General features: G+C 72.1%; 24 protein-coding genes and 1 pseudogene. 20 read left to right on the plus strand and 5 right to left on the minus strand.

Annotated elements, in window-relative coordinates; genetic code table 11:
• Positions 1 to 28: 28 nt before the first annotated feature.
• The 3 genes and pseudogenes from AC0AIB_RS25645 to AC0AIB_RS25655 form a co-directional block, all read left to right on the plus strand.
• Positions 29 to 130 (plus strand): annotated as a pseudogene (locus AC0AIB_RS25645) (type IV toxin-antitoxin system AbiEi family antitoxin domain-containing protein); the annotation flags it as partial.
• A gap of 303 nt (positions 131 to 433) precedes the next feature.
• On the plus strand, positions 434 to 1,042 hold the full coding sequence (locus AC0AIB_RS25650) for an endonuclease domain-containing protein (RefSeq protein WP_328339918.1): 609 nt from the start codon (positions 434 to 436) through the stop codon (positions 1,040 to 1,042).
• 172 nt (positions 1,043 to 1,214) lie between these two features.
• A complete protein-coding gene (locus tag AC0AIB_RS25655) occupies positions 1,215 to 2,012 on the plus strand; it encodes an RlpA-like double-psi beta-barrel domain-containing protein (RefSeq protein WP_465097654.1) in 798 nt (265 codons plus the stop codon).
• Between the two features lie 13 nt (positions 2,013 to 2,025).
• Here AC0AIB_RS25655 and gabT read toward each other — a convergent pair whose 3' ends face one another.
• The 3 genes from gabT to AC0AIB_RS25670 all read right to left on the minus strand — a co-directional run bounded on the left by gabT (position 2,026) and on the right by AC0AIB_RS25670 (position 6,142).
• Positions 2,026 to 3,297, minus strand: a complete 1,272-nt coding sequence (gene gabT, locus AC0AIB_RS25660; protein ID WP_328339914.1) for a 4-aminobutyrate--2-oxoglutarate transaminase — start codon at positions 3,295 to 3,297, stop codon at positions 2,026 to 2,028.
• 3 nt (positions 3,298 to 3,300) lie between these two features.
• Entirely contained in the window at positions 3,301 to 4,737 is a 1,437-nt protein-coding gene (locus tag AC0AIB_RS25665; RefSeq protein WP_465097655.1) for a gamma-aminobutyraldehyde dehydrogenase, read from the minus strand.
• A gap of 181 nt (positions 4,738 to 4,918) precedes the next feature.
• Entirely contained in the window at positions 4,919 to 6,142 is a 1,224-nt protein-coding gene (locus tag AC0AIB_RS25670) for an SUKH-3 domain-containing protein (RefSeq protein WP_465097656.1), read from the minus strand.
• 73 nt (positions 6,143 to 6,215) lie between these two features.
• Here AC0AIB_RS25670 and AC0AIB_RS25675 point away from each other — a divergent pair, with 73 nt between their 5' ends.
• The 14 genes from AC0AIB_RS25675 (at position 6,216) to ahcY (ending at position 20,738) form a co-directional block, all read left to right on the plus strand.
• Positions 6,216 to 6,647, plus strand: coding sequence for a YbaB/EbfC family nucleoid-associated protein (locus AC0AIB_RS25675; protein ID WP_328339908.1), 432 nt, complete (start codon positions 6,216 to 6,218; stop codon positions 6,645 to 6,647).
• Positions 6,640 to 6,984 (plus strand): hypothetical protein, encoded by a 345-nt coding sequence (locus AC0AIB_RS25680; protein ID WP_328339906.1) that lies wholly within the window; start codon positions 6,640 to 6,642, stop codon positions 6,982 to 6,984. Before AC0AIB_RS25675 ends, AC0AIB_RS25680 begins: the two co-directional genes overlap by 8 nt.
• A 21-nt stretch (positions 6,985 to 7,005) precedes the next feature.
• A complete protein-coding gene (locus AC0AIB_RS25685) occupies positions 7,006 to 9,426 on the plus strand; it encodes a WXG100-like domain-containing protein (RefSeq protein ID WP_465097665.1) in 2,421 nt (806 codons plus the stop codon).
• Entirely contained in the window at positions 9,383 to 10,951 is a 1,569-nt protein-coding gene (locus AC0AIB_RS25690; RefSeq protein ID WP_465097657.1) for a toxin glutamine deamidase domain-containing protein, read from the plus strand. The genes AC0AIB_RS25685 and AC0AIB_RS25690 overlap by 44 nt, the downstream gene beginning before the upstream one ends.
• Entirely contained in the window at positions 10,923 to 11,213 is a 291-nt protein-coding gene (locus AC0AIB_RS25695; protein WP_465097658.1) for a hypothetical protein, read from the plus strand. The genes AC0AIB_RS25690 and AC0AIB_RS25695 overlap by 29 nt, the downstream gene beginning before the upstream one ends.
• Positions 11,214 to 11,371: 158 nt before the next feature.
• A complete protein-coding gene (locus tag AC0AIB_RS25700) occupies positions 11,372 to 11,575 on the plus strand; it encodes a hypothetical protein (protein WP_328339902.1) in 204 nt (67 codons plus the stop codon).
• 46 nt (positions 11,576 to 11,621) lie between these two features.
• The gene (nfi, locus tag AC0AIB_RS25705; RefSeq protein WP_328348913.1) at positions 11,622 to 12,290 is read left to right on the plus strand and encodes a deoxyribonuclease V; all 669 of its coding nucleotides are present in this window, start codon (positions 11,622 to 11,624) and stop codon (positions 12,288 to 12,290) included.
• A gap of 199 nt (positions 12,291 to 12,489) precedes the next feature.
• Positions 12,490 to 13,686 (plus strand): hypothetical protein, encoded by a 1,197-nt coding sequence (locus AC0AIB_RS25710; RefSeq protein ID WP_465097659.1) that lies wholly within the window; start codon positions 12,490 to 12,492, stop codon positions 13,684 to 13,686.
• A gap of 69 nt (positions 13,687 to 13,755) precedes the next feature.
• Positions 13,756 to 15,138 (plus strand): phosphomannomutase/phosphoglucomutase, encoded by a 1,383-nt coding sequence (locus AC0AIB_RS25715; RefSeq protein ID WP_328339898.1) that lies wholly within the window; start codon positions 13,756 to 13,758, stop codon positions 15,136 to 15,138.
• Between the two features lie 63 nt (positions 15,139 to 15,201).
• Complete coding sequence (locus AC0AIB_RS25720; RefSeq protein WP_088642951.1) at positions 15,202 to 15,387, plus strand: Trm112 family protein; 186 nt, start codon at positions 15,202 to 15,204, stop codon at positions 15,385 to 15,387.
• The gene (locus AC0AIB_RS25725) at positions 15,384 to 16,580 is read left to right on the plus strand and encodes an SIS domain-containing protein (RefSeq protein ID WP_328339894.1); all 1,197 of its coding nucleotides are present in this window, start codon (positions 15,384 to 15,386) and stop codon (positions 16,578 to 16,580) included. The genes AC0AIB_RS25720 and AC0AIB_RS25725 overlap by 4 nt, the downstream gene beginning before the upstream one ends.
• A 76-nt stretch (positions 16,581 to 16,656) precedes the next feature.
• Positions 16,657 to 17,664, plus strand: a complete 1,008-nt coding sequence (locus AC0AIB_RS25730) for a cation diffusion facilitator family transporter (RefSeq protein ID WP_328339892.1) — start codon at positions 16,657 to 16,659, stop codon at positions 17,662 to 17,664.
• Positions 17,665 to 17,666: 2 nt separating this feature from the next.
• Complete coding sequence (gene manA / locus AC0AIB_RS25735; protein WP_328339890.1) at positions 17,667 to 18,854, plus strand: mannose-6-phosphate isomerase, class I; 1,188 nt, start codon at positions 17,667 to 17,669, stop codon at positions 18,852 to 18,854.
• Between the two features lie 396 nt (positions 18,855 to 19,250).
• Positions 19,251 to 20,738: an adenosylhomocysteinase gene (ahcY, locus tag AC0AIB_RS25740; RefSeq protein ID WP_328339888.1), complete on the plus strand. Its 1,488-nt coding sequence runs from the start codon at positions 19,251 to 19,253 to the stop codon at positions 20,736 to 20,738.
• A 64-nt stretch (positions 20,739 to 20,802) separates the two neighbouring features.
• On the opposite strand, the gene AC0AIB_RS25745 is transcribed toward ahcY, so the two are convergent.
• On the minus strand, positions 20,803 to 20,961 hold the full coding sequence (locus AC0AIB_RS25745; protein WP_465097660.1) for a hypothetical protein: 159 nt from the start codon (positions 20,959 to 20,961) through the stop codon (positions 20,803 to 20,805).
• Positions 20,962 to 21,249: 288 nt separating this feature from the next.
• Between AC0AIB_RS25745 and efeU the strand changes: the two genes are divergently transcribed.
• From efeU to efeB, 3 genes are read left to right on the plus strand one after another with little or no spacing between them, the layout of a single operon-like run.
• A complete protein-coding gene (gene efeU / locus AC0AIB_RS25750; protein WP_328339884.1) occupies positions 21,250 to 22,146 on the plus strand; it encodes an iron uptake transporter permease EfeU in 897 nt (298 codons plus the stop codon).
• 30 nt (positions 22,147 to 22,176) lie between these two features.
• Positions 22,177 to 23,310 (plus strand): iron uptake system protein EfeO, encoded by a 1,134-nt coding sequence (gene efeO / locus AC0AIB_RS25755; protein ID WP_328339882.1) that lies wholly within the window; start codon positions 22,177 to 22,179, stop codon positions 23,308 to 23,310.
• 58 nt (positions 23,311 to 23,368) lie between these two features.
• The gene (gene efeB / locus AC0AIB_RS25760; protein ID WP_465097661.1) at positions 23,369 to 24,670 is read left to right on the plus strand and encodes an iron uptake transporter deferrochelatase/peroxidase subunit; all 1,302 of its coding nucleotides are present in this window, start codon (positions 23,369 to 23,371) and stop codon (positions 24,668 to 24,670) included.
• Positions 24,671 to 24,682: 12 nt separating this feature from the next.
• Here efeB and AC0AIB_RS25765 read toward each other — a convergent pair whose 3' ends face one another.
• A complete protein-coding gene (locus tag AC0AIB_RS25765) occupies positions 24,683 to 25,747 on the minus strand; it encodes an RDD family protein (protein WP_328339878.1) in 1,065 nt (354 codons plus the stop codon).
• Positions 25,748 to 25,767: the final 20 nt, after the last annotated feature.

Raw genomic sequence — 25,767 nt, forward strand, 5'->3', positions numbered from 1 at the left:
GGTGGGGTGGTGGGCAGGGTGGGTGACTGTGGCGGGGCAGCTGTTTCGGTATGCGGAGTTGTTGTCGGCTGGATGGAGTCGGGAGGGGGTTCGGCGGGCGGTCGGTGATGGGGAACTGCGCCGGTGGTCGCGAGGCGTCTACGGGCCGGGGGATGTCGGTGGGCCAGGGAGTGTCCGGCCGCCGGGGAGTGTCCGGCCGCCGGGGATTGGGCGACTGTCGGGGAGTGTCCGGCCGTCGGGGATTGGGCGGCTGTCGGAGATTGGGCGGCTGTCGGGGAGTGGGCGGCACCCGAGGGGTGTCGGCGGGGCGGGGGGTGAGGAGGGCGTCCGGTGGCAGGCCCTCTTGCATCGGCTTCCGGAGGGGGCCGTTGTCGGCTTTCACTCGGGTGCTCAACTGCACGGGTTCGGTGCCGTACCCAGCGAGGATCTTCATGTGATCGTGCCGGTCGGCGGGCGGGTGCCGCAGATTCGGGGCGTCGTGGTGCATCAGGCGGTGCTTCCCGTACCTGATCCGGTCCTGCTGGCCGGCCTCCCGTGCGCACCCGCGGACCGGTGCGCGGTGGACCTGGCCCGGACGGTCGCCCGGCTGGACGCACTGCCACTTCTCGACCTGTGCCTACGGGTGGGTGCCTGCCACGCTGAGGAACTGGCTGCCGAGCTTGGTCGGCACGCGCGGTTGCGGGGTGTCGACCAGGCGCGGCAGTTGGTGCGGCTCGCCGATCCCAGGTCGGAGTGCCGGCAGGAGAGCCAACTCCGGCTGGTCCTGATCGACGGCGGGCTGCCGACGCCAGAACCGCAGATCTGGGTGTCGGACGACGCGGGTTTCCAGCGCTACCGACTGGACCTCGGATACCGACGATCACGGGTCGGCATCGAGTACGACGGCCTGTCCCATCTCGACCGCGACCGCCTGGACCACGACCGTACCCGGATGAACTGGCTGGCCGCCCGCGGCTGGCGCATGCGCCACTTCACCGCCCGCGACCTCTACCACCGCCCCTCCCACATCACCACCCAGATAGCCGAACTCCTCCGAACCTGACTGGTCGATCATGGAGTTGTGGGGAGCGGAAATCGGCATCAGAGGGGTGAAAGGCCCACCGCAACTCCTTGATCGACATTGGGATCGCGGGGGTGGTGGCGGGTGGGGTTGAACGGGGGAGGGTCGGGGGCCGTATCAGGCGGTGCAGGCAACGGCGGCGAGGGGAGACGTGGTGAAGGTGCAGCGCAAGCACGTACTGGCGGCGGGGGTGGCGGTGATCGCCACGGCGGTGGTGGCGGTGGGGACCGGATTCGGGTTCGCCGACACCACGCCCACCCGCCCGAGCCTCTGCTCCGGGTCGGTCACCTTCTCCGCCGAGGGTGGGGAGCCCGCCGCGACGAGTGACCGGTTTCCGGTCGGGACACGGTTGCGGGTGACAAATCTCGACAACGGCAAGGTGGCGACGGTGTCGGTGAGTGGGCCGTCGGGCAGTTGTGTGCTGCTCAACGCCGCCGCGATGGAGCTGGTCCGGGAGCCTGGCAAGAACGTGATCCGGCGCAACCTGGTGGAGCGGGCCGTCGCCGAGGTGCCGGCGGCCCCCGCGCCCGGCGAGACCCGGCCCGGTGCCGCCCAGCCTCCGGCCGCCCAGCCCACGACGGGCGAGACCCGGCCCGGTGCCGCCCAGCCTCCGGCCGTCCAGCCCACGACGGGCGAGACCCGGCCCGGTGCCGCCCAGCCTCCGGCCGCCCCCCGGCCGACGAAGCCGTCGACGGGGGTGGCTGCCCAACCGGGTGCGTGCAGTGGATCGATCACCTTCTCCGCCGAGGGCGGTGCCCCGGCCGCGACGAGTGACCGGTTCCCGGTGGGCACCCGGTTGCGGGTGACGAATCTGGACAACGGCAGGGCGGCGACGGTGTCGGTGAGTGGGCCGTCGGGCAGTTGTGTGCTGCTCAACGCCGCAGCGATGGAGCTGGTCCGGGAGCCCGGCAAGAACGTGATCCGGCGCAACCTGGTCGAGTTGGTGCGCTGAGCGCCGTCGGCGGTCAGCCGAAGGCGGCGTCCAGGATGTCCAGGCCACGGGCCAGCTCGTCGTCGGAGATCACCAGCGGCGGCAGGAACCGCAGCACGTTGCCGTAGGTGCCGCAGGTGAGGGTGAGCAGGCGGGCCGCGTGACAGGCCGCCGAGACGGCGCTGGCGGCGGCCGGGTCCGGGACCAGGGTGCCCGGCCGGACCAGCTCCACAGCCAGCATCGCGCCCCGGCCGCGTATTTCGGCGATCCGGGGGTCGCGGGCGGCGATGGCACGCAACCGGTCGGCGAGCACCGACCCGATCCGCCGGGCGGCGGCGGCCAGGTCCAGCTCCCGCATCGTCTCGATGCTCGCCAGCGCCGCCGCGCAGGCGATCGGGTTGCCGCCGTAGGTGCCGCCGAGGCCACCGACGTGCACCGCGTCCATCAGCTCCGCCCGGCCGGTCACCGCCGCCAGCGGCAGCCCGCCGGCGATGCCCTTGGCCAGGGTGACCAGATCCGGCACGACCCGCTCGTGGTCGCAGGCGAACCAGTCCCCGGTACGGCAGAAACCGGTCTGGATCTCGTCGGCGACGAACACCACCCCGGCCGCCGTCGCCCACTGGCGCATCGCCGGCAGGAAACCCGCCGCCGGTACGACGAAACCGCCCTCGCCCTGGATCGGCTCGATCAGCAGCGCGGCCACGTTCTCCGCCCCGACCTGCTTCTCGATCGTGTCGATCGCCCGGGCCGCCGCCTCGGCCCCGGACAGCCCACCGTCGCGCAGCGGGTACGACATCGGCACCCGGTGGATCTCCCCGGCGAACGGCCCGAACCGGTGCTTGTACGGCATGTTCTTCGCGGTCAACGCCATGGTCAGGTTGGTCCGGCCGTGGTACGCATGGTCGAAGACCACCACCGCCTGCCGCCCGGTGGCGTGCCGGGCGACCTTCACGGCGTTCTCCACCGCCTCGGCACCGGAGTTGAACAGCGCCGAACGCTTCTCGAAGGTGCCCGGGGTCAACGCGTTGAGCTGTTCACAGACCGCCACGTACGACTCGTACGGCGCGACCATGAAGCAGGTGTGGGTGAACCGCTCGACCTGCGCCCGTACCGCCTCGACCACCCGCGGTGCGGAGTTGCCGACGCTGGTGACCGCGATGCCGGCGGCGAAGTCGATCCACTCCCGCCCCTCGACGTCGACGATGGTGCCGCCGCTCGCGGTGTCCACGTAGGAACTGATCACACTGCCGACACCCCGGGCCACCGCAGCACCCCGCCGCCGGTGCAGCTCCGCGCTGGAGACCATGGGTCAGCCCTCGATGTGGTGCATGACGTGCTTGATCCGGGTGTAGTCCTCCAGGCTGTAGACCGACAGGTCCTTGCCGTGCCCGGAGTGCTTGAAGCCCCCGTGTGGCATCTCCGAGACGAACGGGATGTGGGTGTTCACCCAGACGCAGCCGAAGTCGAGCCGGCGGGTCATCCGCATCGCCCGGCCGTGGTCCTTCGTCCAGACCGAGGCGGACAGGCCGTAGTCGACGCCGTTGGCCCAGCGCACCGCCTCGTCCTCGTCGTCGAACCGCTGCACGGTGATGACCGGGCCGAACACCTCCTGCTGGATGATCTCGTCGGCCTGGCGTACCCCGGAGACCACGGTGGGGGAGTAGAAGTAGCCGCGCCCACCGACCCGCGCGCCACCGGTGTGCAGCTCGGCGTGGTCGGGCAACCGGTCGACGAAGCCGCTGACCCGGGCCAGCTGGTTGGCGTTGTTCAGTGGGCCGTAGAGCACGTCCGCGTCGTCCGGGCCGCCGGTCCTGGTGTTGCGGGCCTGCTCGGCGAGGGCCGACACGAAGTCGTCGTGCACGCCCGGACCGACAAGCACCCGGGTCGCCGCGGTGCAGTCCTGACCGGCGTTGAAGTAGCCGCCCATCGCGATCGCCTCGGCCGCCGCCGCCACGTCCGCGTCGTCGAAGACCACCACCGGGGCCTTTCCGCCCAGCTCAAGATGGGTCCGCTTGAGATCCGGCGCGGCAGCGGAGGCGACCTCCATGCCCGCCCGGGTCGAGCCGGTGATCGACACCAGCTGCGGGGTCGGATGCGCCACCAGGGTACGACCGGTGTCCCGGTCGCCACAGACCACGTTGAACACCCCCGGCGGGAAGAACTCGGCGGCGATCTCGGCCAGCAGCAGCGTCGACACCGGCGTGGTGTCCGACGGCTTCAACACCACCGTGTTGCCGGCCGCCAACGCCGGGGCGATCTTCCAGACCGCCATCATCAGCGGGTAGTTCCACGGGGTGACCTGCGCGCAGACGCCGATCGGCTCCCGTCGCACGTACGACGTGTGCCCCGCCAGGTACTCCCCGGCCGAGCGGCCCTCCAGCAGTCGGGCCGCCCCGGCGAAGAAGCGGAACTGGTCCACCGCCGGTGGCAGCTCCTCCTCGGCGGTGAGCTGACGCGGCTTGCCGGTGTTGCGCACCTCCGCGTCGACCAGCTCGGCGGCCCGGGACTCCACCGCGTCGGCGAGCTTCAGCATCGCCCGCTGCCGCTCCGCCGGGGTGGTGTCCCGCCAGGTCTCGAAGGCGGTGGCGGCGGCCCGCATCGCCGCGTCCACGTCCGCCGCTCCGGAGACCGGTGCCTGGGCGAAGACGTCACCGGTGCAGGGGTCGATCAGGTCGGCGTACCCGCCGTCCACCGGGTCGACGTACGCACCGTCGACGAAGTTGCGCAGCTGCTGCTGGTCGCTCATGGTGAGGTCGCTCCAGGGTGGCTGAGGGTCGGGTCAGCGGAGGTAATCGCAGTCTGACTGCCATCTTGGCTACTGAATTCGCGGCAGACAAGGGCTTGAGCGACTGTTTCCGTGCGACCCCGGGTCGTCTACGCTGCCGATGCGCTGACCGGGGTGCAGCTGTGGGCCCGGCACAGCCGTTTCACCAGGTGCCGTCGTCCCGGACCCGGGGCGGGGTGAGGCCGAGGAGCAGGGTGGTCAGCGCGGCGTCGACGTCGTCGCCGAGGAACCACTCACCGGCCTGGTCCAACGCGAAGACCCGGCCGTGCTCGTCGACGGCCAGGATGCCGTCCGGGTGCTGCGCCCCGATCGGAAAGAGCCGCACGCCGAGCACGGCACCGAAGTCCGCCAGCGTGTCGACGGTGTACGCGGCGTGCACGGGGTCGATGGAGAACCGCGATATCCACACCTGCCGACCCGGACCACGCCGACCGGAGGCGAGCCCTGGGAACTTGGTGAGGGCGTCCAGCGCGGCATCGAGGGCGGGGTGTCGGCTGGAGATCTCCCGCGTCTCCGTGATCGCCTCCTCGGCAAGCCCGTCGTCGCCGAAGCCGGGCCGCCAGCCGGCACTCACCAGCGCATCGGCGACCTCGGGCGGGAAGCGCCCCGGCTCGGGGGCGGCTTGTCGGCCTGGTCGCCATTGCCTGGTGAATGCGAGCTCCGACCAGCCGACGACCGCGAAGTGCACCAGGAAGTTGAGGCAGGAGTCGCACGGGCGTTCCGCCGGGCCGGCGTTCGGGTCGCCGGGTTCGCGGACCAGGAACACGTCCACTCCGGTGGCCAGGAGCAGCGACTCCGCCTCGGGCATGGTCAGCGAGGGCTGGCCGGCGGCGGCGCGGCGGTGGTCGTACTCGTGGAGGAGGTCGGAGACGACGATCAGCTCGGCATGCCGGTCGCCGCCGCGGACAAGGTGGCCCGGGGGCAGTTCGTCCAGGTATGCCCGGACCAGCGGGTGGTGGCGTAGCTCCACGTCGCCCTTGGCGCCGTGGCCGACGTAGGTGCGGCCGTCGACGGTCAGGTGCGCGACCGTGGCGGGTGTCGGCAGCCGGCGGATCTCGCGCAACAGCAGGCTGGCCGGGTCGACGGTCCGGGGCGCGGGCACGCCGGCCGGTCGGCTGCGGCGGTACATCTGCTGCACCACGGCCGCCGGCACCCGCGGCCAGGTGGTGACCTCCCCGGTCTCCTTGTCGACGACGGTGGTCGGCAGGTCGCCGGGGTTCGTGTCGACCGCGCGGTCGACGGTCGACCTGATCACGTAGCCGAGGTCGAACTCGTCGAGCGTGGCCCGGCATTCGTAGCCGAGGCGCTGCGAGTCACGCCGGGCCCACACGTCGGCGAGCTGCTCGGCCTGCTGGCGATCGATCACCGCCCGAAAGTACCGGACCCCACGGATTCGTGGCGCCCGGTATGGTTCGCCTGACTGACGGTGACCGGGGAGGGTGGCCTTGGCCGAGAAGGTGGACCGCGATGCGAACCAGGCGCTCCGGGCGCGGTTCGACGAGGTGTACGGCCAATACCAGCGGTTGCGGTCCGGCGTGGACGATCTCCGGTCCGAGCTGGCCGCGCTGCGGATCACCGAGCGTTCGGACGACGGCCAGGTCACCGCGACGGTGGGTGCCCGGGGTGAGCTGATCTCGGTGGAGCTGACCGGTGCCGTCTATCACGACCGCGACCACCAGGCGCTGAGCCGGAAGATCACCACGACCGTGCACCGGGCCTGCGCCCGTGCCAGCCGGGCAACCCAGGAACTGGTGGCCACGCACCTGCCGGCCGGCTCGGGGTCGGTGGAGTTCCTGCGTACGGGCGACTTCGGCGCGCTGCTCGGGCGGGCCGACGCGGTCCTCCGGCGGGAGGGGGAGCGGCATGGGTGACGGGCAGCTCTGGCTCGACCCGGGCCGGGCCCGCCGGGGCGGCACCGACCTGCACCTGGCCGGTGAATCGATGTCTGCCCGCCGCGCCGCCCACGGTGGGGAGATCGCGGCGGCGAGCGCTATCCGCCCGTGGGGTCGCGACGACATCGGCGCCGCCTTCGAGAAGAACTACCGGTCCTACGAAGAGACGTTGCTGCGCGCCTGGGCGGGGCTCGGCCGGTCGCTGGAGAGGCTCGGCACCGACGTGGTCAGCTCGGTCGACGCCGACGTGCGGACCGACGAAGCGAGCGGCCGACGCCTCGACGGGGTGGTCGACCCGCGCGACCGCCGGCGCTGACCTGCAGGGGAAGCCTTGAGCGTGCTACCGAGCCCGATTCCGCACCCCCTCGAATACAGCCCGTGGGACCTGCCGGGTTGGGCCTACGAGGCGCTCGACTGGGTGGTCGGCGTGGAATGGCCGGAGGGAAACGAACGCGCCGTCTGGGACCTCGCCGACAAGTGGTACGCCGTGGCGGGTGCCCTGGCCGGCCCGCGCGACGACGCGATCACCGCCGCCACCGAGGTCCGCAGCGGATACGGCGGGGTGGGAGCGGTCCCGGAGGCGTTCGAGGCGGCCTGGCGGCGGCTGGCGGAGGGGGACGAAGCCCCGTTGCCGGTGCTGCTCGCGGCCAGCACCGACCTGGGGCGGCTGGTCGAGGAGTGCGGCTGCGACATCGAGGCCGCCAAGATCGAAGTGTGGATCGAGCTCGGTCTCCTGGTCGTCGAGTTGCTCGCCCTCGCCGTCGCCGCCGCGCTCACCGCCGGGGCCGCCTCCCCGGCCGCGGGTGCGGCGGTCACCGCCAGCCGACTCGTGATCCAGAACATCTTCCGTCGGCTGATGGCGCGACTGGCCGACAAGGCGCTCCGGCAGGGGCTCAAGGAAGCGGGCGAGCGGGCCGTCAAGGAGGTGGCCAGGGGCGGAGTGCGCGGGCTCGGCAGGCAGGCGGTCAAGGGGGGTCTGTTCGAGGCCGGGCAGGAGGCCGGCGTCAGTCTGGCGACGCAGGCGTACCAGAATTCCGCCGGTCGCCGGCACGGCCTCGACCTGGCCGACCTCGGTGCGTCGGCGCTCGGTGGGCTGGCCGGTGGCGCGGTTGCGCCGCTGGCGGGTCTGGGACGGCACGCCACCGGCCGGGCGGCCCGGATCGGCGAGCACTTCGGCCGAGAGATGACCGGTGAGGTGCTGGCGGAGGGCGCGGCGGGCCTGGTCACCGGCCAGGGAGCGATGTCGCTGGAGGATGCGACCCGGGCCGCCGTCTCCGGAGTCAGCGGGTCGGCGACCGGGCAGGCGGACGCCGCGCTGCACGCCCGGCTGCGCTCACTGACCGATGCATCCCCATTGCCCGCCTGTCTTCCGGCCCCACCACTGCCGCCTCCGGCCGTGGGTGACCAGACAACGCCGTCTGTCGGCGCGTCCGGGCCGGGACAGGCGGTGGCGGCCGGGTCGGTCGTCGGGACCGGTGGCGGACCCGGCGCTGGTGTCGAGACGCCGTTACCACACGATCTGCCGGTGACGACCGACCACGGTCGCGCCACCGCCCTCGGCCAGTTCGACAGGCAGGCGGAACCCGCCCCGGCGGCATATCCGCCTCCACCCGGGCCGGCCGCCCACCTCTCCGCCGATGCTGCCGCACCGCCGGCCGTCGTCGAGTCGGTGGCGTCCAGCCCCACTCTGTCATCGGCCACCGCGGATCAGTTGGCCTCCCCACCCCTGGCGGATCAGCCAGCCTCCCCACCCCTGGCAGGTCGGCCCGTCGAGACGGTCACGACGACGACCGCTGCGGTCACCGCACCGCCCGGTGCCGACACCGCACAGGCCGGTGCGGCCGCGACCGTGACGACAGCGGGCGGACCGACGTCGGGTCCCCCGAACCACGGCGGCGCACCGGTCGCGGGGCCGCACACCCCGCCGACCGCCCGCGACCCGGGTCCACCGGGCATCGACGACAGCGACGTCGACCGACAGGGTGCCAGGCGGTTCCCGCTCCTGGAGGCGCTGGCACCGGCCCCGGTCGTCTCGCCCGCTCCCGTCCTCTCGCCCGCTCCCGAGCCGATCGCCTCTACACCGTCCGCAGGCGACGGGCCACCCCGCCCGAGAACACCGCAGTGGTACGCCGCCAAGTGGGCGGCGGAACGGGAAGCGCTCGAACGGCGTCGCTACCAGGGTTACTTCGAGTCGCAGCGGCACTGGTTCGAGGACCGGCGGAGAACGGACGCGGCAGCCCGCCGCAAGAGTGCAGCCCACCGCCGAGAGACAGTAGCCAGACGTGCTGCCCGCCAGGCGTTTGAACTTCAGCGCGAGGGTCGCTCTGCCCTAGCCAACTGGTTCCGAGGAATTGCCGACCAGGCACAGCGCGAGGCCTACAGACAACAGGATCTGGCTGCACAGATCCTCACCGGTCAGGTAGTCCCGGAGGCAGTGTTCGTCGAGGATCCTGATGACTTCCACCGCATCAACGACGATGTTGCCGAGTTGGCGAGGGGTGCGGTCGAGACGGGTGACCGGTCGGCGCTGAGCGGTGACGACGATCCGCCGCCCATCGACCGCTCCCGCCGGTACGGGGAGGTCGGTGGACTGCGTCCTCCGCTCGCCCTGCACCAGACCGACCTCGAACGGCAGTTGCCCCGGCATCCGGACGGCAGCGTGGTGCGTACCGCAGACCCCCGGCAGGGCGGGTGGTTCGCGCTGGCCAACGACGGTGGGCCACAGGCCGATCCGACCCGGGGCATCAACTGCCTGTGACTGCACCCTGTCCCTGTACGAGACGTGGCTGCACGGTCGGCCCAGGGTTGCCGCGCCTCGTACCTTCGACGGATATCTGCAGGGCGACGTCCGGCGTCCGGTCAATGGCGAGACCGGCGGACCCGGCCGGGTCGAGGAAGTCACCGGCGGACGGTTCCAGAAGCTGTTCGCCGTCGACGAGGGCGGTACACCCGGGCCGGCAGCCCTGCGCCGGTCCGTCGAGCGGGGCTACCGCAACCTGCACGACCAGCTCGTCCTCGGCGGTCACGGCAGCTACGCCTTCCTGATCACCGAGTGGGAGGACGGCGGCTCGCACGCCTGGGTGGCGCTCAACCAGAACGGCACGGTGCTCTACCTCGACCCGCAGTCGGGAGCGGTGCACGACCGTCCGCTCTATGCACATGCCGGTCGGCGGCACCCCGACAACGTCGTCGGCGTCGACGCGTTGATCCTCGGCGGTGACGGCCGACCGATGCCGTTGGGCGGACTGGCCCGGGGGCGGTTCAGCGTCCATCCCGACCTGCCCGACCACCCGCCGGCACCCGACGACGAACAGGGGTACGGCGACCCGTACCTCAACCGGATGCACCTGCTCGACGGGCATGGATCTGCCGAGCAGGTGGGACCAGCGGGCGGGAACCCCGAGCGACCGCCGGCACCTGCCGGCCGAGGCGGGGAACCCGCCGGTGTGCTGGCTGAGCTCTCCGCTGATGAGCGTCGCGTGCTTGACGGGCTGTACGAGCAGGCGTCGATGGTCGCCGACAAAGTGGAGAACGCCCTCGGCCACGTTGCGGAGCGGGTGGCCGGAGCACTGGGAGTGGATGGCGCGATCGAACTGCGTGACCAGGAGTTCCGGGTGAAGAGTCAGTCGTCCCTGGCCCGCAAGTTTCTCGACGAGGCGAGTGCGGTCGGCGTCTCGGTCGAGGAATTCAGTGGTGAGGTCAACGACGTTCTCCGATTCTGCTTCGTAGTGTCGGAGGCGGAGTCGTATGAGCGGGCGGTGCGCAGCACCCTGGCGGAGCTGACCCACGCCGGGTTCACGGTTGACGAACGCTCCTGCAAGAATTTCTGGCGTACGGGGAATCGGTTCTACGGTTTCAACTGCACCGTCCGCTCCCCGGAGGGGCAACTCTTCGAGTTGCAGGTGCACAGCCAGTCGTCCCGGGCCGCATGGTTGGAGACACATCACGCATACGAGGTGCTGCGTCGTACGACCCAGTCTCCGGCGCGACGGGTCGAGGCATTCCTCGAGATGCTGGCGATCAACCGTCGCAACGGGATGCCGGCCGAGGTGCCCGCTCACCTTGCGGACTCCTTCTCGGCGAAGGATGCGAGCTTCGCGAAGTGGATTCACCTCAACAGGAGCGTCTGGTGGTCATATGTCGAATCGCTCCGGGCGGCTGGGCGGGACTTCGCCGGTGTCGCCGCGCGGTTCGGGCTGACGGCGCAGGACTTCCCTGTATCTCCCGAACTGGAACATCAACTGGAGCGTCGGAGTGCTGAGCTATTACGTTCTGTGCCGTAGTGCCGAAGCGACCGAGCCGGTCGGGGTGTTCGTGACCGATCCGGCCAGGGGGCATGCCTTGCTGTGGGATCACCGACGCCGCTCATGGGTGTACAACCCGGAACTCGTCACGCGATTCCTCGATGACCATCGGAACTTCGATCGTTACCGAGAGGTGGACCGGGCGGCTGCCGATCGCGCTGCGGAGGAAGTGACGGGTGGGCAGATCCTCCCGGACGACGAGACGATCGAACTCATTTTCGAGCAGACAGCCGGGCGATAGCTCCCTGCTCCAAGGGCGAGTCGCTAGACGTGCGCTGGGCGGTGAGGGTGGATGCCGGGGTCGCATGCCTGTCCGGGATGCCATGTCTGAGGCGGTTGAAGGCGACGATGGTCTGCTGGTGAAAAGGGTGATTTGCGGTGTTCACATAGGATGAAGCGATGACGGACCCCGCTGCCAAGACACGTCGGACCACCGCCTGGGTGTCTGGCCTGGTCATCGGCGTCATCGTCGGATGGATCCTGTTCCAGGACGCCGTCGGCGTGGCGTTCGGGATCTCCATCGGCATCGCCTTCGCCGTCGCCTTCGGTGCCTTCGACAGGAAGAAGGAAGAGCAGGACGGGCGCGACGGTGGGCCGAGCTGAGCCGGCCCGGCGGCCGGAGCGACACCACGGCACCGGGCCGCAGGAGTTGACGGTCGCCGAGGCGGTGGCCGTACAGGATCGGTTGCGGCCCCGCGCGGACCTGGTCGGGCCGGGTCCCCGTCGGCCCGCGACGGTGGCCGGCCTCGACGTGGCGTACGCGGAGGATGGTGACCTGCTTGCCGCAGCCGTGACCGTGCTCGACGCCGCGACCCTGGAGGTGGTGGACAAGGCGGTCAGTGTCGGCCGGCCCTCCTTCGGGTACGTGCCGGGGCTGTTCGCCTTCCGGGAGCTGCCGGCGTTGCTGGCCGCTCTTGACCGGCTGACGACCCGTCCCGAGCTGCTGGTCTGTGACGGGCACGGGCTGGCCCACCCGCGTCGTTTCGGGTTGGCCTGTCACCTGGGCGTGGTGACCGGGCTCCCGGCGATCGGGGTGGGCAAGACCCCGCTGGTCGGCGAGTGGGCCGGGCCGGGTCCACGCCGGGGGGACGATGCCCCACTGGTCGACGCCGGTGAGGTGGTCGGACGGGTGCTGCGTACCCGGGACGGGGTGCGGCCGGTCTTCGTCAGCGTCGGGCATGGGATGAGTCTGGACAACGCGGTGGACCAGGTGCTCGCGTTGACGCCGCGGTACCGGCTGCCGGAGACCACCCGTACCGCGGACCGGCTCTGCCGCGACACCCTCGCCACCGCCACCGGTCCCGCCCGCACCGGCTGAGCGGACACGGCAGCCACCCGGCGACGGGTCGAGCGTCACCGATGCCCGCGGTCCCGCACCGCATCGGCGACGGCTTCGGTGCCGCCTCCCGAGGAGGGTAATGCGGCACACATGCGGGGCGCGCTGTCGACGGGTGCCCTGTTGACCTGGTAGTACCCTGACCGGCGGCCGCCGCCGGGGCGGGATGGTGAGGTGGGAGATGTCCGTGCGTCGACAGGCGGCGCGGGTGGTGACCATCGGCGCGCTGCTCAGTGGCCTGGTGGCGGTCGGCGCGCTCCCCGCGTACGCGGACGCGGACCGGGTGCGGGTCCGGGCCCCGGGTGGTTTCGCCGCCGGCGGCTCTCCGGGCGGGGTCTCGATCGAGGTGCGCAAGCGCACCGACGGGTGCGTCCTGCTGCGCACCGGTCTGGGGCTGAGCCTCACCGGGGTTACCGCAGATCAGGTGCGGGTAGAGGTGAATGTCGGGGGGCGCTGGTCCGCCGTGCCCGTCTCCGGTGACGGTGGCGTGGTGCGGGTCTCCCGTACCTCGCCGGCGGAGTCGGCGTTGTGCAAGGGGAAGAGCAGCACCGTCCGTTACCGGGTGGCGTTCCTGGCCGGGGCGCCCGCGGGTCGACTGGAGGTGGTCGGTGAGGCGACGACGGCGGTCGGCCGACTGATCGGCCGGGGCGCCGACACGTCCAGGGTCGGCGGGCGGGCCGCCTCCACCCCGACCCCGAGTCCCACCCCGACCAGGAAGCCCACCTCCACCCCCACCCCCGACGCGACCATCCCCGCGACCGAGCCGGCGACCACCCAGGCCGTGCTCGCCGCCCCGCCCGCCGGCCGAGCCAGCGCCGCCGCAGAGACCTCCGGAGGATCCATGATCATGTTTGCCGGCATCGCCCTGGTGATCCTGGGCGCCGGGCTCATCGCCCTGCTGATCTTCCGGTCCCGCGCCGACCGGGCCCGTGCCGACACCGCCCACGCCGACACGGCCCGTGCCGATCTTGGCCACGCCGACCCGGGTGACTTTCCGGCCCTGCCGCAACCCCGCAACCCGGGTCCGACCACCTACCGCTCCGGGGGCGTGGTGCCAGGCCCGGCACCGACGCCATCCGGCCAGGTGTACGGGGGACAGCGGTCGTCGTCCGCGCCGGTTCGCCCCGACGGCGGGCCGCCGTCCGCGCCGACCCGCCCCGGCGGTCTGTACGGGGCGCCCGGCACCTACCCGGCCGTGACACCCACCCCGCGCCCGGCCGGCGGGGTGTACGGTGCCCGCCCGTCGTCCACCGCGCCGTCCTCGGCCCCGCCCGCTCAGGGCGGTCCGGTCTCGGCCCCGCCAGCCCAGGGCCGACCGGCCTCGGTGCCCTCGACCGGTGGTGACCCGACGGCGATCACGCCCCAGCTCCCCGGCTAGGAGGGGGTGGACGCCACCGCTCCGATACGCTCAGGGTCGTTGACGACCCCTGCCGAGGAGCTGAAACCGGTGTCTGACCTGTCCCAGATCGTGAAGGCGTACGACGTCCGGGGGACGGTGCCCGACCAGTGGGACGAGCGGGCCGCCGAGGCGCTCGGTGCCGCCCTCACCCAGGTGCTCAACGAGTCCGGGGAGCCGGGCGACGCCGTGCTGGTCGCGCACGACATGCGGGCCACCGGCCCGGGGCTGGCCGCCGCCTTCGCCGTCGGCGTACGGGCCGAGGGGCGGGCCGTGATCGAGTTGGGGCTGGCCTCCACCGACCTGCTCTACTACGCCTCCGGCGCGCTGGGCCTGCCCGGGGCGATGTTCACCGCCAGTCACAACCCGGCGCAGTACAACGGCATCAAGATGTGCCGCTCCGGTGCCCGCCCGATCGGTCAGGACAGCGGTCTTGCCGACATCCGGGTCCGGGCCCAGGCACTGCTGGACGCCGGCACCCGGCCGCCCGCCGCGTCGCCGGCCCCGGTCGACCGGCGCGACCTGCTCCCCGACTACGCGGCCCACCTGCGCAAGCTGGTCGATCTGTCGACCATCCGCCCGCTCAAGGTGGTGGTGGACGCGGGCAACGGGATGGGCGGCTACACGGTGCCGAGCGTGCTCGGCGACGCGGCGTTGCCGGCGCTGCCGCTGGAGATCGTGCCGCTCTACTTCGAGTTGGACGGCACCTTTCCGAACCACGAGGCCAACCCGCTCGATCCGAAGAACCTGGTCGACCTCCAGCGCGCGGTGGTGGCGCACTCCGCCGATCTCGGCCTGGCCTTCGACGGCGACGCCGACCGCTGCTTCGTGGTCGACGAGCGGGGTGAGCCGGTCTCCCCGTCGGCGATCACCGCCCTGGTCGCCGCCCGCGAGCTGGCCAAGCACCCGGGCTCCACGGTGATCCACAACCTGATCACCTCCCGGGCGGTGCCGGAGATCATCCGGGAGCACGGGGGCGTGCCGGTGGTGGCCCGGGTCGGCCACTCCTTCATCAAGGCCGAGATGGCGCGCACCAACGCGATCTTCGGCGGTGAGCACTCCGCGCACTACTACTTCCGGGACTTCTGGTTCGCCGACACCGGCATGCTCGCCGCCATGCACACCCTGGCCGCGCTGGGCGAGCAGTCCCAGCCACTGTCGCTGCTGGCCAGCGTCTACGAACGGTACGTCGCCTCCGGCGAGATCAACTCCACGGTGACCGACCAGGCCGCCCGGGTGGCCGAGGTGCGCGCCGCGTACCCGCAGGCGGAGGCCGACGAGCTGGACGGGCTCACCCTGCGCTTCCCCGACGGTGCCTGGTTCAACCTGCGCGCCTCCAACACCGAGCCGCTGCTGCGACTCAACGTGGAGGGCCCGACCGAGGAGCGGATGACCTCGCTGCGCGACGAGGTGCTGGAACGGGTTCGCCGATAAGATCCCCTCCGCCGGTCGGCACCGCCGACCGGCACAGACCACACACGTGGAAGGAGCCGCGCCGTGGCCCTGGACCCGCAGTTGCTCGAGATCCTCGCCTGCCCGGACACACACCACGCACCGCTGGACTACGACGCTCAGGCCCAGACCCTCACCTGCACGCAGTGCGGTCGCATCTTCGAGGTGCGTGACGACGTGCCGGTGCTGCTGCTGGACGAGGCGCGCGGCGGGCCGGAGGCGCAGCGGTGATGGACGGAACGGCCGGCGTCAGTGGCCGGCGGGTGGCCAACGAATCGATGCTTGACGACCCGGACGCGGTCGCCAGCCACGACCCGGGTGGCATGCTGCGCTTCACCGCCTCGGCCGGGGCCCAGGTGCGGGAGTCCGCCGCGCTGGCCGCCGAGGCCAACCTGGCGCTGCTGGAGGACGAGGGCCGCCCCCGGGCGGTAGTCATCGCCGGCATCGGCACCGCCGGGCGTACCGGGGACGTGCTCGCCACGGTCGCCGGGCCGCGCTGCCCGGTGCCGGTCATCCCGCATCGCAGCGCCGGGGTGCCCGGCTGGGTCGGCGCGGCCGACGTGGTGATCGCGGTCAGCGCGTCCGGTCGCAGCCCGGAGGCGTTGGGTGCCGCCGAGGCCGCGCACCGCCGGGGTGCCCGGCTGGTCGCGGTCGGCGCCCCCGACTCGCAGTTGCAGTCGGTGGCCGAACGGGCCAGGGCACCGTTCATCCCGGTGCCCCGTCGCGCCCCGGCCCGCGCCAGCCTCTGGGCGCTCACCGTGCCGGTTCTGCTCGCCGCCCGTACGCTCGGCCTGGTGAAGGTCAACGAGGCGGATCTGGCCGAGACGGCGGCCCGGCTGGACGCCGACGCCGACCGGTGCCGGTCGACCGCCGAGTCCTTCGTCAACCCGGCGAAGTCGCTGGCCCTGGGGCTGGCCGGGTCGATCCCGATCGTCTGGGGTTCGTCCCCGCTGGCCACCGTGGCGGCCCGCCGGTTCGGCGACACGCTGTCGGCCAACGCCCGCTACCCGGTGGTCACCGGGGCGTTGGGTGAGGCCGGCCGGGGCCGGGTCGGCCTGCTCGACGGCGTCTTCGGCGGCCTGGTGGAGTCGACCCGGGACATCTTCGCCGACGCGGACGAGGCCGAGCCCGACCCGACCCGGTTGCGGCTGGTGCTGCTGCGCGACGGTGGCCTCAACGCCGACGACGACACCGACGAGCCGCTCGCCGTCGAGGAGCGCCGCGCCGACGCGGTACAGACCCTCGCGGAGCGGCGCGGCGTGCGCTGCGACGTGGTCACCGCCGAGGGTGGTTCCGCGCTGGAACGGCTCGCCTCGCTCATCGCGGTGCCCGACTTCGCGTCGATCTATCTGGCCCTGGCCCATGGGCTGGACCCGATGGCCGTTCCGGCCGTCACCGAGATGAAGGAGCTGTCGAACCAGTGAACGGACGCAGGGACCGCGCCATCGGGCTCAGGAGTGCGGCGTCCCACGTCGCCGCGTCGCGCGGCGGGGTGGCGGCGTGAGCGCGAACGGCGGGACCAAGGCGATCATCGCCGCCCTGCTGGCGAACGTCGGCATCGCGATCACCAAGTTCATCGCGTTCCTGCTGACGAGCTCTTCGTCGATGCTGGCGGAGTCGATCCACTCGGTGGCCGACTCGGGCAACCAGGCGCTGCTGCTGCTCGGTGGCAAGCGGGCCAAGCGGGCGGCCACCCCGGAGCACCCCTTCGGGTACGGCCGGGAGCGCTACATCTACGCGTTCATCGTGTCGATCGTGCTGTTCAGCCTCGGTGGTCTCTTCGCGCTCTACGAGGCGTGGCACAAGGCGTCCGACCCGCACCCGATCACCGCGTGGCAGTGGGTGCCGGTGACGGTGCTGCTGGCCGCCATCGTGATGGAGGGCTTCTCGTTCCGTACCGCGATCAAGGAGTCCAACCACACCCGGGGCAACCAGTCCTGGGTGAACTTCATCCGCCGGGCGAAGGCGCCGGAGCTGCCGGTGGTGCTGCTGGAGGACTTCGGCGCGCTGGTCGGTCTGGTGCTCGCGTTGTTCGGCGTGGGGCTCACGCTGATCACCGGCAACGGCATGTGGGACGCCGCCGGCACCGCGATGATCGGTGTACTGCTGGTGATCATCGCGATCGTGCTGGCGATCGAGACGAAGAGCCTGCTGCTCGGTGAGGGTGCCGACCCGGGCGACCTGGCGACCATCGAGCGGGCCGTCACCGGCGGCCCGGAGGTCGAGCGGATCATCCACATGAAGACGCTCTACCTCGGCCCGGAGGAGCTGATGGTGGCCGCCAAGATCGGCGTCCCGGCGTGTGAGAGCGCCGAGGAGCTGGCCAGGGGGATCAACGCGGTCGAGGCGCGGATCCGCGCGGCCGTGCCGATCGCCCGGGTGATCTACCTGGAGCCGGACATCTACAGCGTCGCCGCCGAGCGGGCGGGCACCGGAACGGCCGCGCCGACCGCGGTGGTATCCCCGGCGACCGAGTCGGACGAGGTGGCCGGTCGGGCCGGAGGCTGACCGTGGAACTGCTGCACGGGTCGATCCGCGACTACGCCTGGGGATCCCGCTCCGCGATCGCCGAGCTGCAGGGGCGACCGGTGCCCAGCGCCGGCCCGGAGGCGGAACTGTGGCTGGGCGCCCACCCGGGCGGCCCGGCCACGGTCGACCGCGGCGGCGAGCGGGTGAACCTGACCGACCTGCTGGTCGCCGAGCCGGGTCACTGGCTCGGCGACCGGCTGGTCGGCCGGTTCGGCACCCGACTGCCGTTCCTGGTGAAGGTGCTCGCCGCGGACGCCCCGCTGAGTCTCCAGGCCCACCCGGACGCCGAGCAGGCCCGCGCCGGCTACGCGGCCGAGCAGGCCCGGGGCGGGCACGCGGCCGAGGCGGGCCGGGCGGAGGGGCCGCGCAACTACGTCGATCCGTACCACAAGCCGGAGTTGCTTGTCGCGTTGACACCGTTCGACGCGCTCTGCGGGTTCCGTGACCCGGGGGTGTCGGCGACGGCGTTGGCCGGGTTCGGCGTACCGGAGTTGTCGCCGGTGGTGGCCGCGTTGCGGGCCGGGCCGGCGGGGCTGAGGGAGGCCGTACGCGCGCTGCTGAGCTGGCCGGACGTGGACCGTGCCGGGCTGATCGACGCGGTGCGCACGGCGGACGTCGCCGGGCCGGATGCGGAACTGGCCCGGGAGTTGTCGGCCCGCTACCCGGCCGACCCGGGGGTGCTCGTGGCGTTGCTGCTGCACCATGTGCGGCTGACGCCGGGGGAGGCGATCTGGATGCCGGCCGGCAACCTGCACGCCTACCTGCACGGCACCGGGGTGGAGATCATGGCGGCCAGTGACAACGTGCTGCGTGGCGGGCTCACCCCGAAGCACGTGGACGTCGACGAGTTGCTGCGGGTGCTGCGTTTCGAGGTGCTCGACGATCCGGTGGTCGTCGCCTGTCCGGTCATGCCCGGCGTGGTGCGCTGGCCGGTGCCGGTGGACGAGTTCGCGCTGCACCGGGTGACTGTGGACGCGGCCGGGCCGCAGGTGCGGTTGCCGCTGCCGGGCCCCCGGGTGGTGCTCTGCCACCGGGGCAGGGTCGCGGTGGACGACGGGGCCGGCGCGGTGACGCTCGGGCCGGGACAGGCCGCCGTGGGCGCGGCCACCGCGACGACCCTGGTCGTCTCAGGTACGGGTGAGGCGTTCGTCGCCACCTGCGGCGCCTGACGGTACAGACAGCCCGCAGCCCGCAGCGGGGCGGGGCGGTCAGATCGTTGTCGGCAGCGAAAAATCATAGAAACCCCGACACGCCACAAATCCGACTTTCCGGAATTGGCGTGATAGCGCCATGGCTTAGGGTAACTTCATGTGTGCGCAGCGTTGTCGTGACGAAGGTCCGGCGGCGCGCGGGGGAACCAAACCGGGGGGATGCACGGGGCGGTCGGCAGGTGGGCGGAGTTTCCGTCCGACGCCGGCCGCCCCGCGCGCTGTCCGGGCACCGACCGTCCCGTGCGCTGTCCGGCACCCACCGCCGTGCGTCGTTCCGGGGACGGCCCGCCGTGCATCCCTCGGCTGCGCGCGTAAGGTGGATGGTTGCGCAGCCATCGTTCGACAGGAGCCTTCATGACCAGCACCCTCCCGGCGTCATCCAGCGACGCCCGGCCGAGCGCCCTCGCCGAGGGCGACTACAAGGTGGCGGATCTGTCGCTCGCCGAGTTCGGGCGCAAGGAGATCCGCCTCGCCGAGCACGAGATGCCCGGCCTGATGGCGATCCGCCGTGAATTCGCCGACGCCCAGCCGCTCGCCGGCGCCCGGATCACCGGTTCGCTGCACATGACCATCCAGACGGCCGTCCTGATCGAGACCCTGGTCGCCCTCGGCGCGCAGGTCCGCTGGGCGTCCTGCAACATCTTCTCCACCCAGGACCACGCCGCCGCGGCCATCGTGGTCGGCCCCGAGGGCACCCCCGAGGCACCGGCCGGCGTCCCGGTCTACGCCTGGAAGGGCGAGAGCCTCCAGGAGTACTGGTGGTGCACCGAGCAGGTGCTCGCCTGGCCGGACGGCCAGGGCCCGAACATGATCCTGGACGACGGCGGTGACGCCACCCTGCTGGTCCACAAGGGCGTCGAGTTCGAGAAGGCCGGGGTCGTCCCGCCTGTCGAGTCCGCCGACTCCGAGGAGTTCGCGGTCATCCTCGAGGTGCTGCACCGCAGCCTCGCCGAGGACAACCAGCGGTGGACCCGGATCGCCGCCGGCATCAAGGGCGTCACCGAGGAGACCACCACCGGCGTGCACCGGCTCTACGAGATGCACCGGGCCGGCACCCTGCTCTTCCCGGCGATCAACGTGAACGACTCGGTGACCAAGAGCAAGTTCGACAACAAGTACGGCTGTCGGCACTCGCTGATCGACGGCATCAACCGGGCCACCGACGTGCTGATCGGCGGCAAGATGGCAGTCGTGCTCGGCTACGGCGACGTGGGCAAGGGCTGCGCCGAGTCGCTGCGCGGCCAGGGCGCCCGGGTCGTGGTGACCGAGGTCGACCCGATCTGCGCCCTCCAGGCGGCGATGGACGGCTACCAGGTCGCCACCCTGGAGGACGTGGTCGAGCAGGCCGACATCTTCATCACCGCGACCGGCTGCTTCGACGTGATCACCAACGAGCACATGGCCCGGATGAAGCACCAGGCCATCGTGGGCAACATCGGCCACTTCGACAACGAGATCGACATGGCCGGCCTGATGAAGCGCTCGGACGTCACCCGGGAGAACATCAAGCCGCAGGTCGACGTGTGGCGCTTCGACGACGGTCACGCCATCATCGTGCTCTCCGAGGGCCGCCTGCTGAACCTGGGCAACGCCACCGGTCACCCGAGCTTCGTGATGTCGAACTCGTTCGCCAACCAGACGATCGCGCAGATCGAGCTGTTCACCAAGACCGACGAGTACCCGACCGGCGTCTACGTGCTCCCCAAGCACCTGGACGAGAAGGTCGCCCGGCTGCACCTGGGTGCGCTGGGCGCCCGGCTGACCGAGCTGACCAAGGAGCAGGCCGCCTACCTCGGCGTCTCCACGGAGGGCCCGTTCAAGCCGGAGCACTACCGCTACTGAGCACCGCGCCTGACGAGGGAGGGGGCCGACCGCGACATGGCCGGCCCCCTCCCTCGTGTCGAGGTCAGGGTGCGTCGGGTCTGCGGCGGGCCGGGCGGATCCAGGTCCACACGCACCAGACGAGCCAGGCGAGGGAGACCGCCACGGCCAGCGGGCGCAGCCGGAGCGCGTTGAGGACGAGCACCAGCGCGAGTACGCCCAGCCACGGGCCGAAGCCCTTCACCGGCGGTGTCCCGGCCGACGGTGGTGAAGCGCACCCGGGGCGGGCGAACCGGCCGGTGGGCGGCGGAGGGGGCTGCGCAGCGCGTCGGGCATGACCGTCCTGTCCTGGGGAACACCTGGGATCGTGTCACGTCGGGCGGCGGTGGGACACCCCTCGGCAGGCTCTCCGAGCGCTGCTCCCGACCAGGGTGAACCTTGTCATGAACGACTTGACGTGGCCCTCGATCAGGAGGAAGGTATGGCTGCCCTAAGTTACCTGAGGCATGCCTGACCACCACACGGAGTACCGATGTTCGCCACGTACCTGATCGGCCTGCGGGAGGGCCTGGAGGCGACGCTCGTCGTCAGCATCCTGATCGCCTTTCTGGTCAAGTCGCAGCGCCGCGACCGGCTACCCCAGGTGTGGGCCGGCGTCGGGCTCGCCGTGGCGCTCTCGATCCTCTTCGGCTGGCTCATCGAGTACACCTCGACCTCGCTGCTGGCCCGCTCCGAGGACCGGGAGCTGTTCGAGGCGGTCACCTCGGTGGCCGCCGTGGTCTTCGTGACCTGGATGATCTTCTGGATGCGCCGGGCCGCCCGGACGATCGCCGGCGAGCTGCGCGGCAAACTGAGCGAGGCGCTCGCCGTCGGTTCCCTAGCGGTGGCCGGGATGGCCTTCCTCGCGGTGATCCGGGAGGGTCTGGAGACCGCCCTGATCTTCTACTCGGCGGCGCAGAGCGCGACCGGGGGCACCGGCTCCGGGCCGCTGCTGGCCCTGGTCGGCGGCATCGCCACCGCCGTCGGGATCGGCTTCCTGATCTACCGCAGCGCCCTGCGGATCAACCTGTCGACGTTCTTCACCTGGACGGGCGCGCTGTTGATCCTGGTTGCCGCCGGCATCCTCAAGTACGGCGTGCACGACTTCCAGGAGGCCGGGGTGCTGCCCGGCCTCAACGACCTGGCCTTCGACATCACCGGTGTGCTCGACCCCAGCACCTGGTACGCCGCCCTGCTCGCCGGCATGTTCAACATCACCGCCGCGCCGAGCGTGCTGGAGACGGTGGCCTGGGTGGCGTACGCCGTACCGGTGCTTGTGCTGTTCCTGCGTCGACCGGCGACCCCCGCGAAGCCCGTGCCGGCCGACGCACCCGAGCGACCCGCCACCCCCGACACCACCGCGCAGCCGGCCGGGTCGCGGCGCGTCTGATCCACCGCCCTCTGCGAGGAGACAAGCAACATGCGTACCACCCGTTTCCTGGTGCCCGCCGCCGTCGGCGCGCTGGCCCTCACCGGTGTCACCGCCTGCGGTGCCAAGGACGACCGGCAGGACGCCGGCACCGGCAACACGGTCAAGGTCAAGGCCACCGACAGCGTGTGCGAGGTCGACGTGACCGAGCTGGACGCCGGCCAGGCGACGTTCACGGTGACCAACTCCGGCAGCAAGGTCAACGAGTTCTACGTCTATGCCGCCGGTGACCGGGTGATGGGCGAGGTGGAGAACATCGCCCCCGGGCTCAGCCGGGAGCTGCGGGTGGAGCTGCCCGCCGGGACGTACGAGACGGCCTGCAAGCCGGGGATGAGCGGCCGGGGCATCCGGGGCGCGCTGAAGGTCAGCGGCACCGCCGCGACCGTCGCCCCGGACGCCGCGCTGACCGAGGCCACCGCCAGCTACCAGCGGTACGTGACCAGCCAGACCGCCGCCCTGCTCACCAAGACCGAGGAGTTCGTCGCCGCGGTCAAGGCCGGCGACGTGCCGAAGGCCAAGGCGCTGTACCCGGTGGCCCGCACCTACTGGGAGCGGATCGAGCCGGTCGCGGAGAGCTTCGGCGACCTCGACCCCAAGATCGACGGTCGGGAGGAGGTGGTCGAGGAGGGCATGGAGTTCACCGGCTTCCACCGCATCGAGAAGGACCTCTGGACCACCGGCGACATCAGCAAGGACGGTCCGATCGCCGACCGGCTGCTGGCCGACGTCAAGGAGATCGTGGCACGGGCCAACGCCGAGAAGCTCACCCCGCTCCAGCTCGCCAACGGGGCCAAGGCACTGCTCGACGAGGTGGCCAGCGGCAAGATCACCGGCGAGGAGGAGCGGTATTCGCACACCGACCTCTGGGATTTCAACGCCAACCTGGAGGGCTCCAAGGCGGCCGTCGCCGCGCTGCGCCCGGCGCTGGAACAGCGCGCCCCGGAGCTGGTCGCCCAGCTCGACAAGGAGTTCGCCAACGTGGAGGCGGCGCTCGGCAAGCACCGCGACGGCGACGGCTGGAAGCTGCACACCCAGCTGAGCAAGGCCGAGCTCAAGGAGCTGTCGGACAGCATCAACGCCCTCGCCGAGCCGATCAGCAAGGTCGCCGCCGCCGTCGCCAGGTGACGACGGGTCAGCAAGGTCGCCGCCGCCCGAGGGTGGCCGGTCCCTCCCAGGAGAGTCGATGAGCGAGCAGAGCAGCACCGCCGGCCGGGGTCGGCGCCGGCTGTCCCGACGGCGGGCGATCACCCTCGCCGGGGTCGGCGTCGCCGGGGTCGCCGGGGTGGCCGCCGGAGCGGGCGCGCTGACCCGCGACGGTGACCGGGCCGCCGCGTACGACGGGGCCGCCGGGGCGGTGCCGTTCCACGGTGAGCACCAGGCCGGGATCACCACCCCGGCCCAGGACCGGCTGCACTTCGTCGCCTTCGACGTGATCACCAAGGACCGGGACCGGTTGGTCGCGATGCTCCAGGAGTGGACGGCCGCCGCCGCCCGGATGACCGGCGGGAAGGACGCCGGGGTGATCGGCGCCGTCGGCGGCATGCCGGAGGCGCCGCCGGACGACACCGGTGAGGCGCTGGGCCTACCCCCGTCGCAGCTGACCCTGACCGTTGGCTTCGGTGCGACGCTGTTCCGCGACGCGCAGGGCCGGGACCGGTTCGGCATCGCCGCCCGCCGGCCCGCCGCGCTGGCCGACCTGCCGCACTTCGCCGGGGACGCGTTGCGCCCGGAGATCTCCGGTGGTGACCTGTGCGTGCAGGCCTGCGCCAACGACCCGCAGGTGGCGGTGCACGCCATCCGCAACCTGGCCCGGATCGGGATGGGCGTGGTCAGCGTCCGCTGGTCGCAGCTCGGCTTCGGGCGTACCTCGTCGACGTCGCGGGACCAGGCGACCCCGCGTAACCTCTTCGGCTTCAAGGACGGCACCGCCAACCTGAAGGCCGAGGACGCCGGGCTGCTGCGCGAGCAGCTCTGGGCCCACCCGGACGACGGTACGGACTGGATGGCCGGCGGGTCCTACCTGGTCACCCGCAAGATCCGGATGCAGATCGAGACCTGGGACCGCAGTTCGCTCGTCGAGCAGGAACAGATCGTCGGCCGGACCAAGGGCAGCGGCGCTCCGCTGGGCCGTCGGGACGAGTTCGACGAGCCGGACTTCGCCGCGAAGGGCGACGACGGCCAGCCGGTGATCGCCGTCGACTCGCACGTGCGGCTCGCCCATCCCACCCTGAACAACGGTGCCCGGTTGCTGCGCCGCGGCTACAACTACGTCGACGGGTCGGACGGGCTGGGCCGGCTCGACGCCGGGCTGTTCTTCATGGCCTACCAGCGGGACCCGCGCCGGCAGTTCGTGCCGATCCAGACCCAGCTCGCCCGCAACGACTCGATGAACGAGTACCTGCGGCACGTCTCCAGCGGCCTGTTCGCCTGCCCGCCCGGGGTGCGCGACGCCGCCGACTGGTGGGGCCGCGCCCTGTTCAGCTGAGCACCGATCCGGTCAGGCCGGCCGGTCCGGCGATGCCGCCCGGAGCGCCGGCCCGACAGGGCGTACCCCGGCGGTGGCCGGTTGACCGGTGGTGGTCGGCGGCCCGAGGGTGGTCGGTTGACCGGTGGTGGTCGGCGGACCGGCGGGGGCGGGGCTGGCCGGGGCCGGATTCGGGTCGGACCAGATGGTGGCGGTGAGTGCCCGGTTGCGGTGCAGCCGCAGCGCACCCCGCCTGTTGCGTTCCGCCAGCACCGCCGCCAACAGCAACGACTCCGGTACGCCGGGCGGCGGCGTCGGGGTGGTCACCGCCGCCACCTCGCCCCACAACCCCCGGGCCAACCGGCTCCGGTACGGCTCGACGATCTGCTCGCCCCTGGTCAGGTACTGCCGTACCGCCAGGGCCAGCGCGTCGTCGAGCCTGGTCAGGTCCAGGGTGGCCGCCCATCCGGCCAACGGTGGGATGATCCGTGGGGCCGGTCGCCAGGTCTGCGTGGTCCGGGTGTGCACCACCATGGTGCCGGCCACCAGGTCGCCCAGCCGTCGGCCGCGCGGGTCGGTCAGCATCACCGTGGCCCCGGCCACCCAGCTCAGCAGCGGCAGCACCAGCCCCGGCCACTCCACCGCCGCCCCCACCAGCGCCCGGGTCAACGACTGCCGCAACTCCACCGGACCGCCGTCGGCGCTGACCACCCGCAGCCCCACCGCGAGCTTGCCGGGCGTACGGCCGTGGTTGAGGCGTTCCCAGGCGACCGGGTAACCGACGACCACCAGCACCAGGCCGAGCGTCTCCAGTGCTCCGGTGAGTGCGCGGTCCACCACCGGTTCGGGGAGCAGGATCAGCACCAGCGGGGTCAGCGTGAGGGCCAGCAGGACCGCGCAGAGCAGTTGACCGGCGATGTCGATCAGCAGCGCCAGCACCCGGGAACCGAGTCGTGCCGCCCGGACGTCCAGCTCGACGGCCTCGCCGCTGACCAGCCCGGCGTCCGCCCCTCGATCGGCCGGGCCGACGGCTGCTCCGAGGTCTGCCCAACTGCCCGCCGGGCCGACGCCGGCCGGCACCGGTGGTTGCGCGCTCACCCGGACAGTGAACACTATGG

The sequence above is a fragment of the Micromonospora sp. DSM 43699 genome (assembly GCF_055517075.1).

Bases quoted from the DNA above. Each gene is read 5' to 3' on its own strand.
- AC0AIB_RS25700 (WP_328339902.1), top strand. From the start codon at position 11,372: ATGACGGACCCCGCTGCCAAGACACGTCGGACCACCGCCTGGGTGTCT.
- efeU (WP_328339884.1), top strand. From the start codon at position 21,250: ATGTTCGCCACGTACCTGATCGGCCTGCGGGAGGGCCTGGAGGCGACG.
- gabT (WP_328339914.1), bottom strand. From the start codon at position 3,297: ATGGTCTCCAGCGCGGAGCTGCACCGGCGGCGGGGTGCTGCGGTGGCC.
- AC0AIB_RS25710 (WP_465097659.1), top strand. From the start codon at position 12,490: ATGTCCGTGCGTCGACAGGCGGCGCGGGTGGTGACCATCGGCGCGCTG.
- AC0AIB_RS25680 (WP_328339906.1), top strand. From the start codon at position 6,640: ATGGGTGACGGGCAGCTCTGGCTCGACCCGGGCCGGGCCCGCCGGGGC.
- ahcY (WP_328339888.1), top strand. From the start codon at position 19,251: ATGACCAGCACCCTCCCGGCGTCATCCAGCGACGCCCGGCCGAGCGCC.
- efeB (WP_465097661.1), top strand. From the start codon at position 23,369: ATGAGCGAGCAGAGCAGCACCGCCGGCCGGGGTCGGCGCCGGCTGTCC.
- AC0AIB_RS25665 (WP_465097655.1), bottom strand. From the start codon at position 4,737: ATGAGCGACCAGCAGCAGCTGCGCAACTTCGTCGACGGTGCGTACGTC.
- efeO (WP_328339882.1), top strand. From the start codon at position 22,177: ATGCGTACCACCCGTTTCCTGGTGCCCGCCGCCGTCGGCGCGCTGGCC.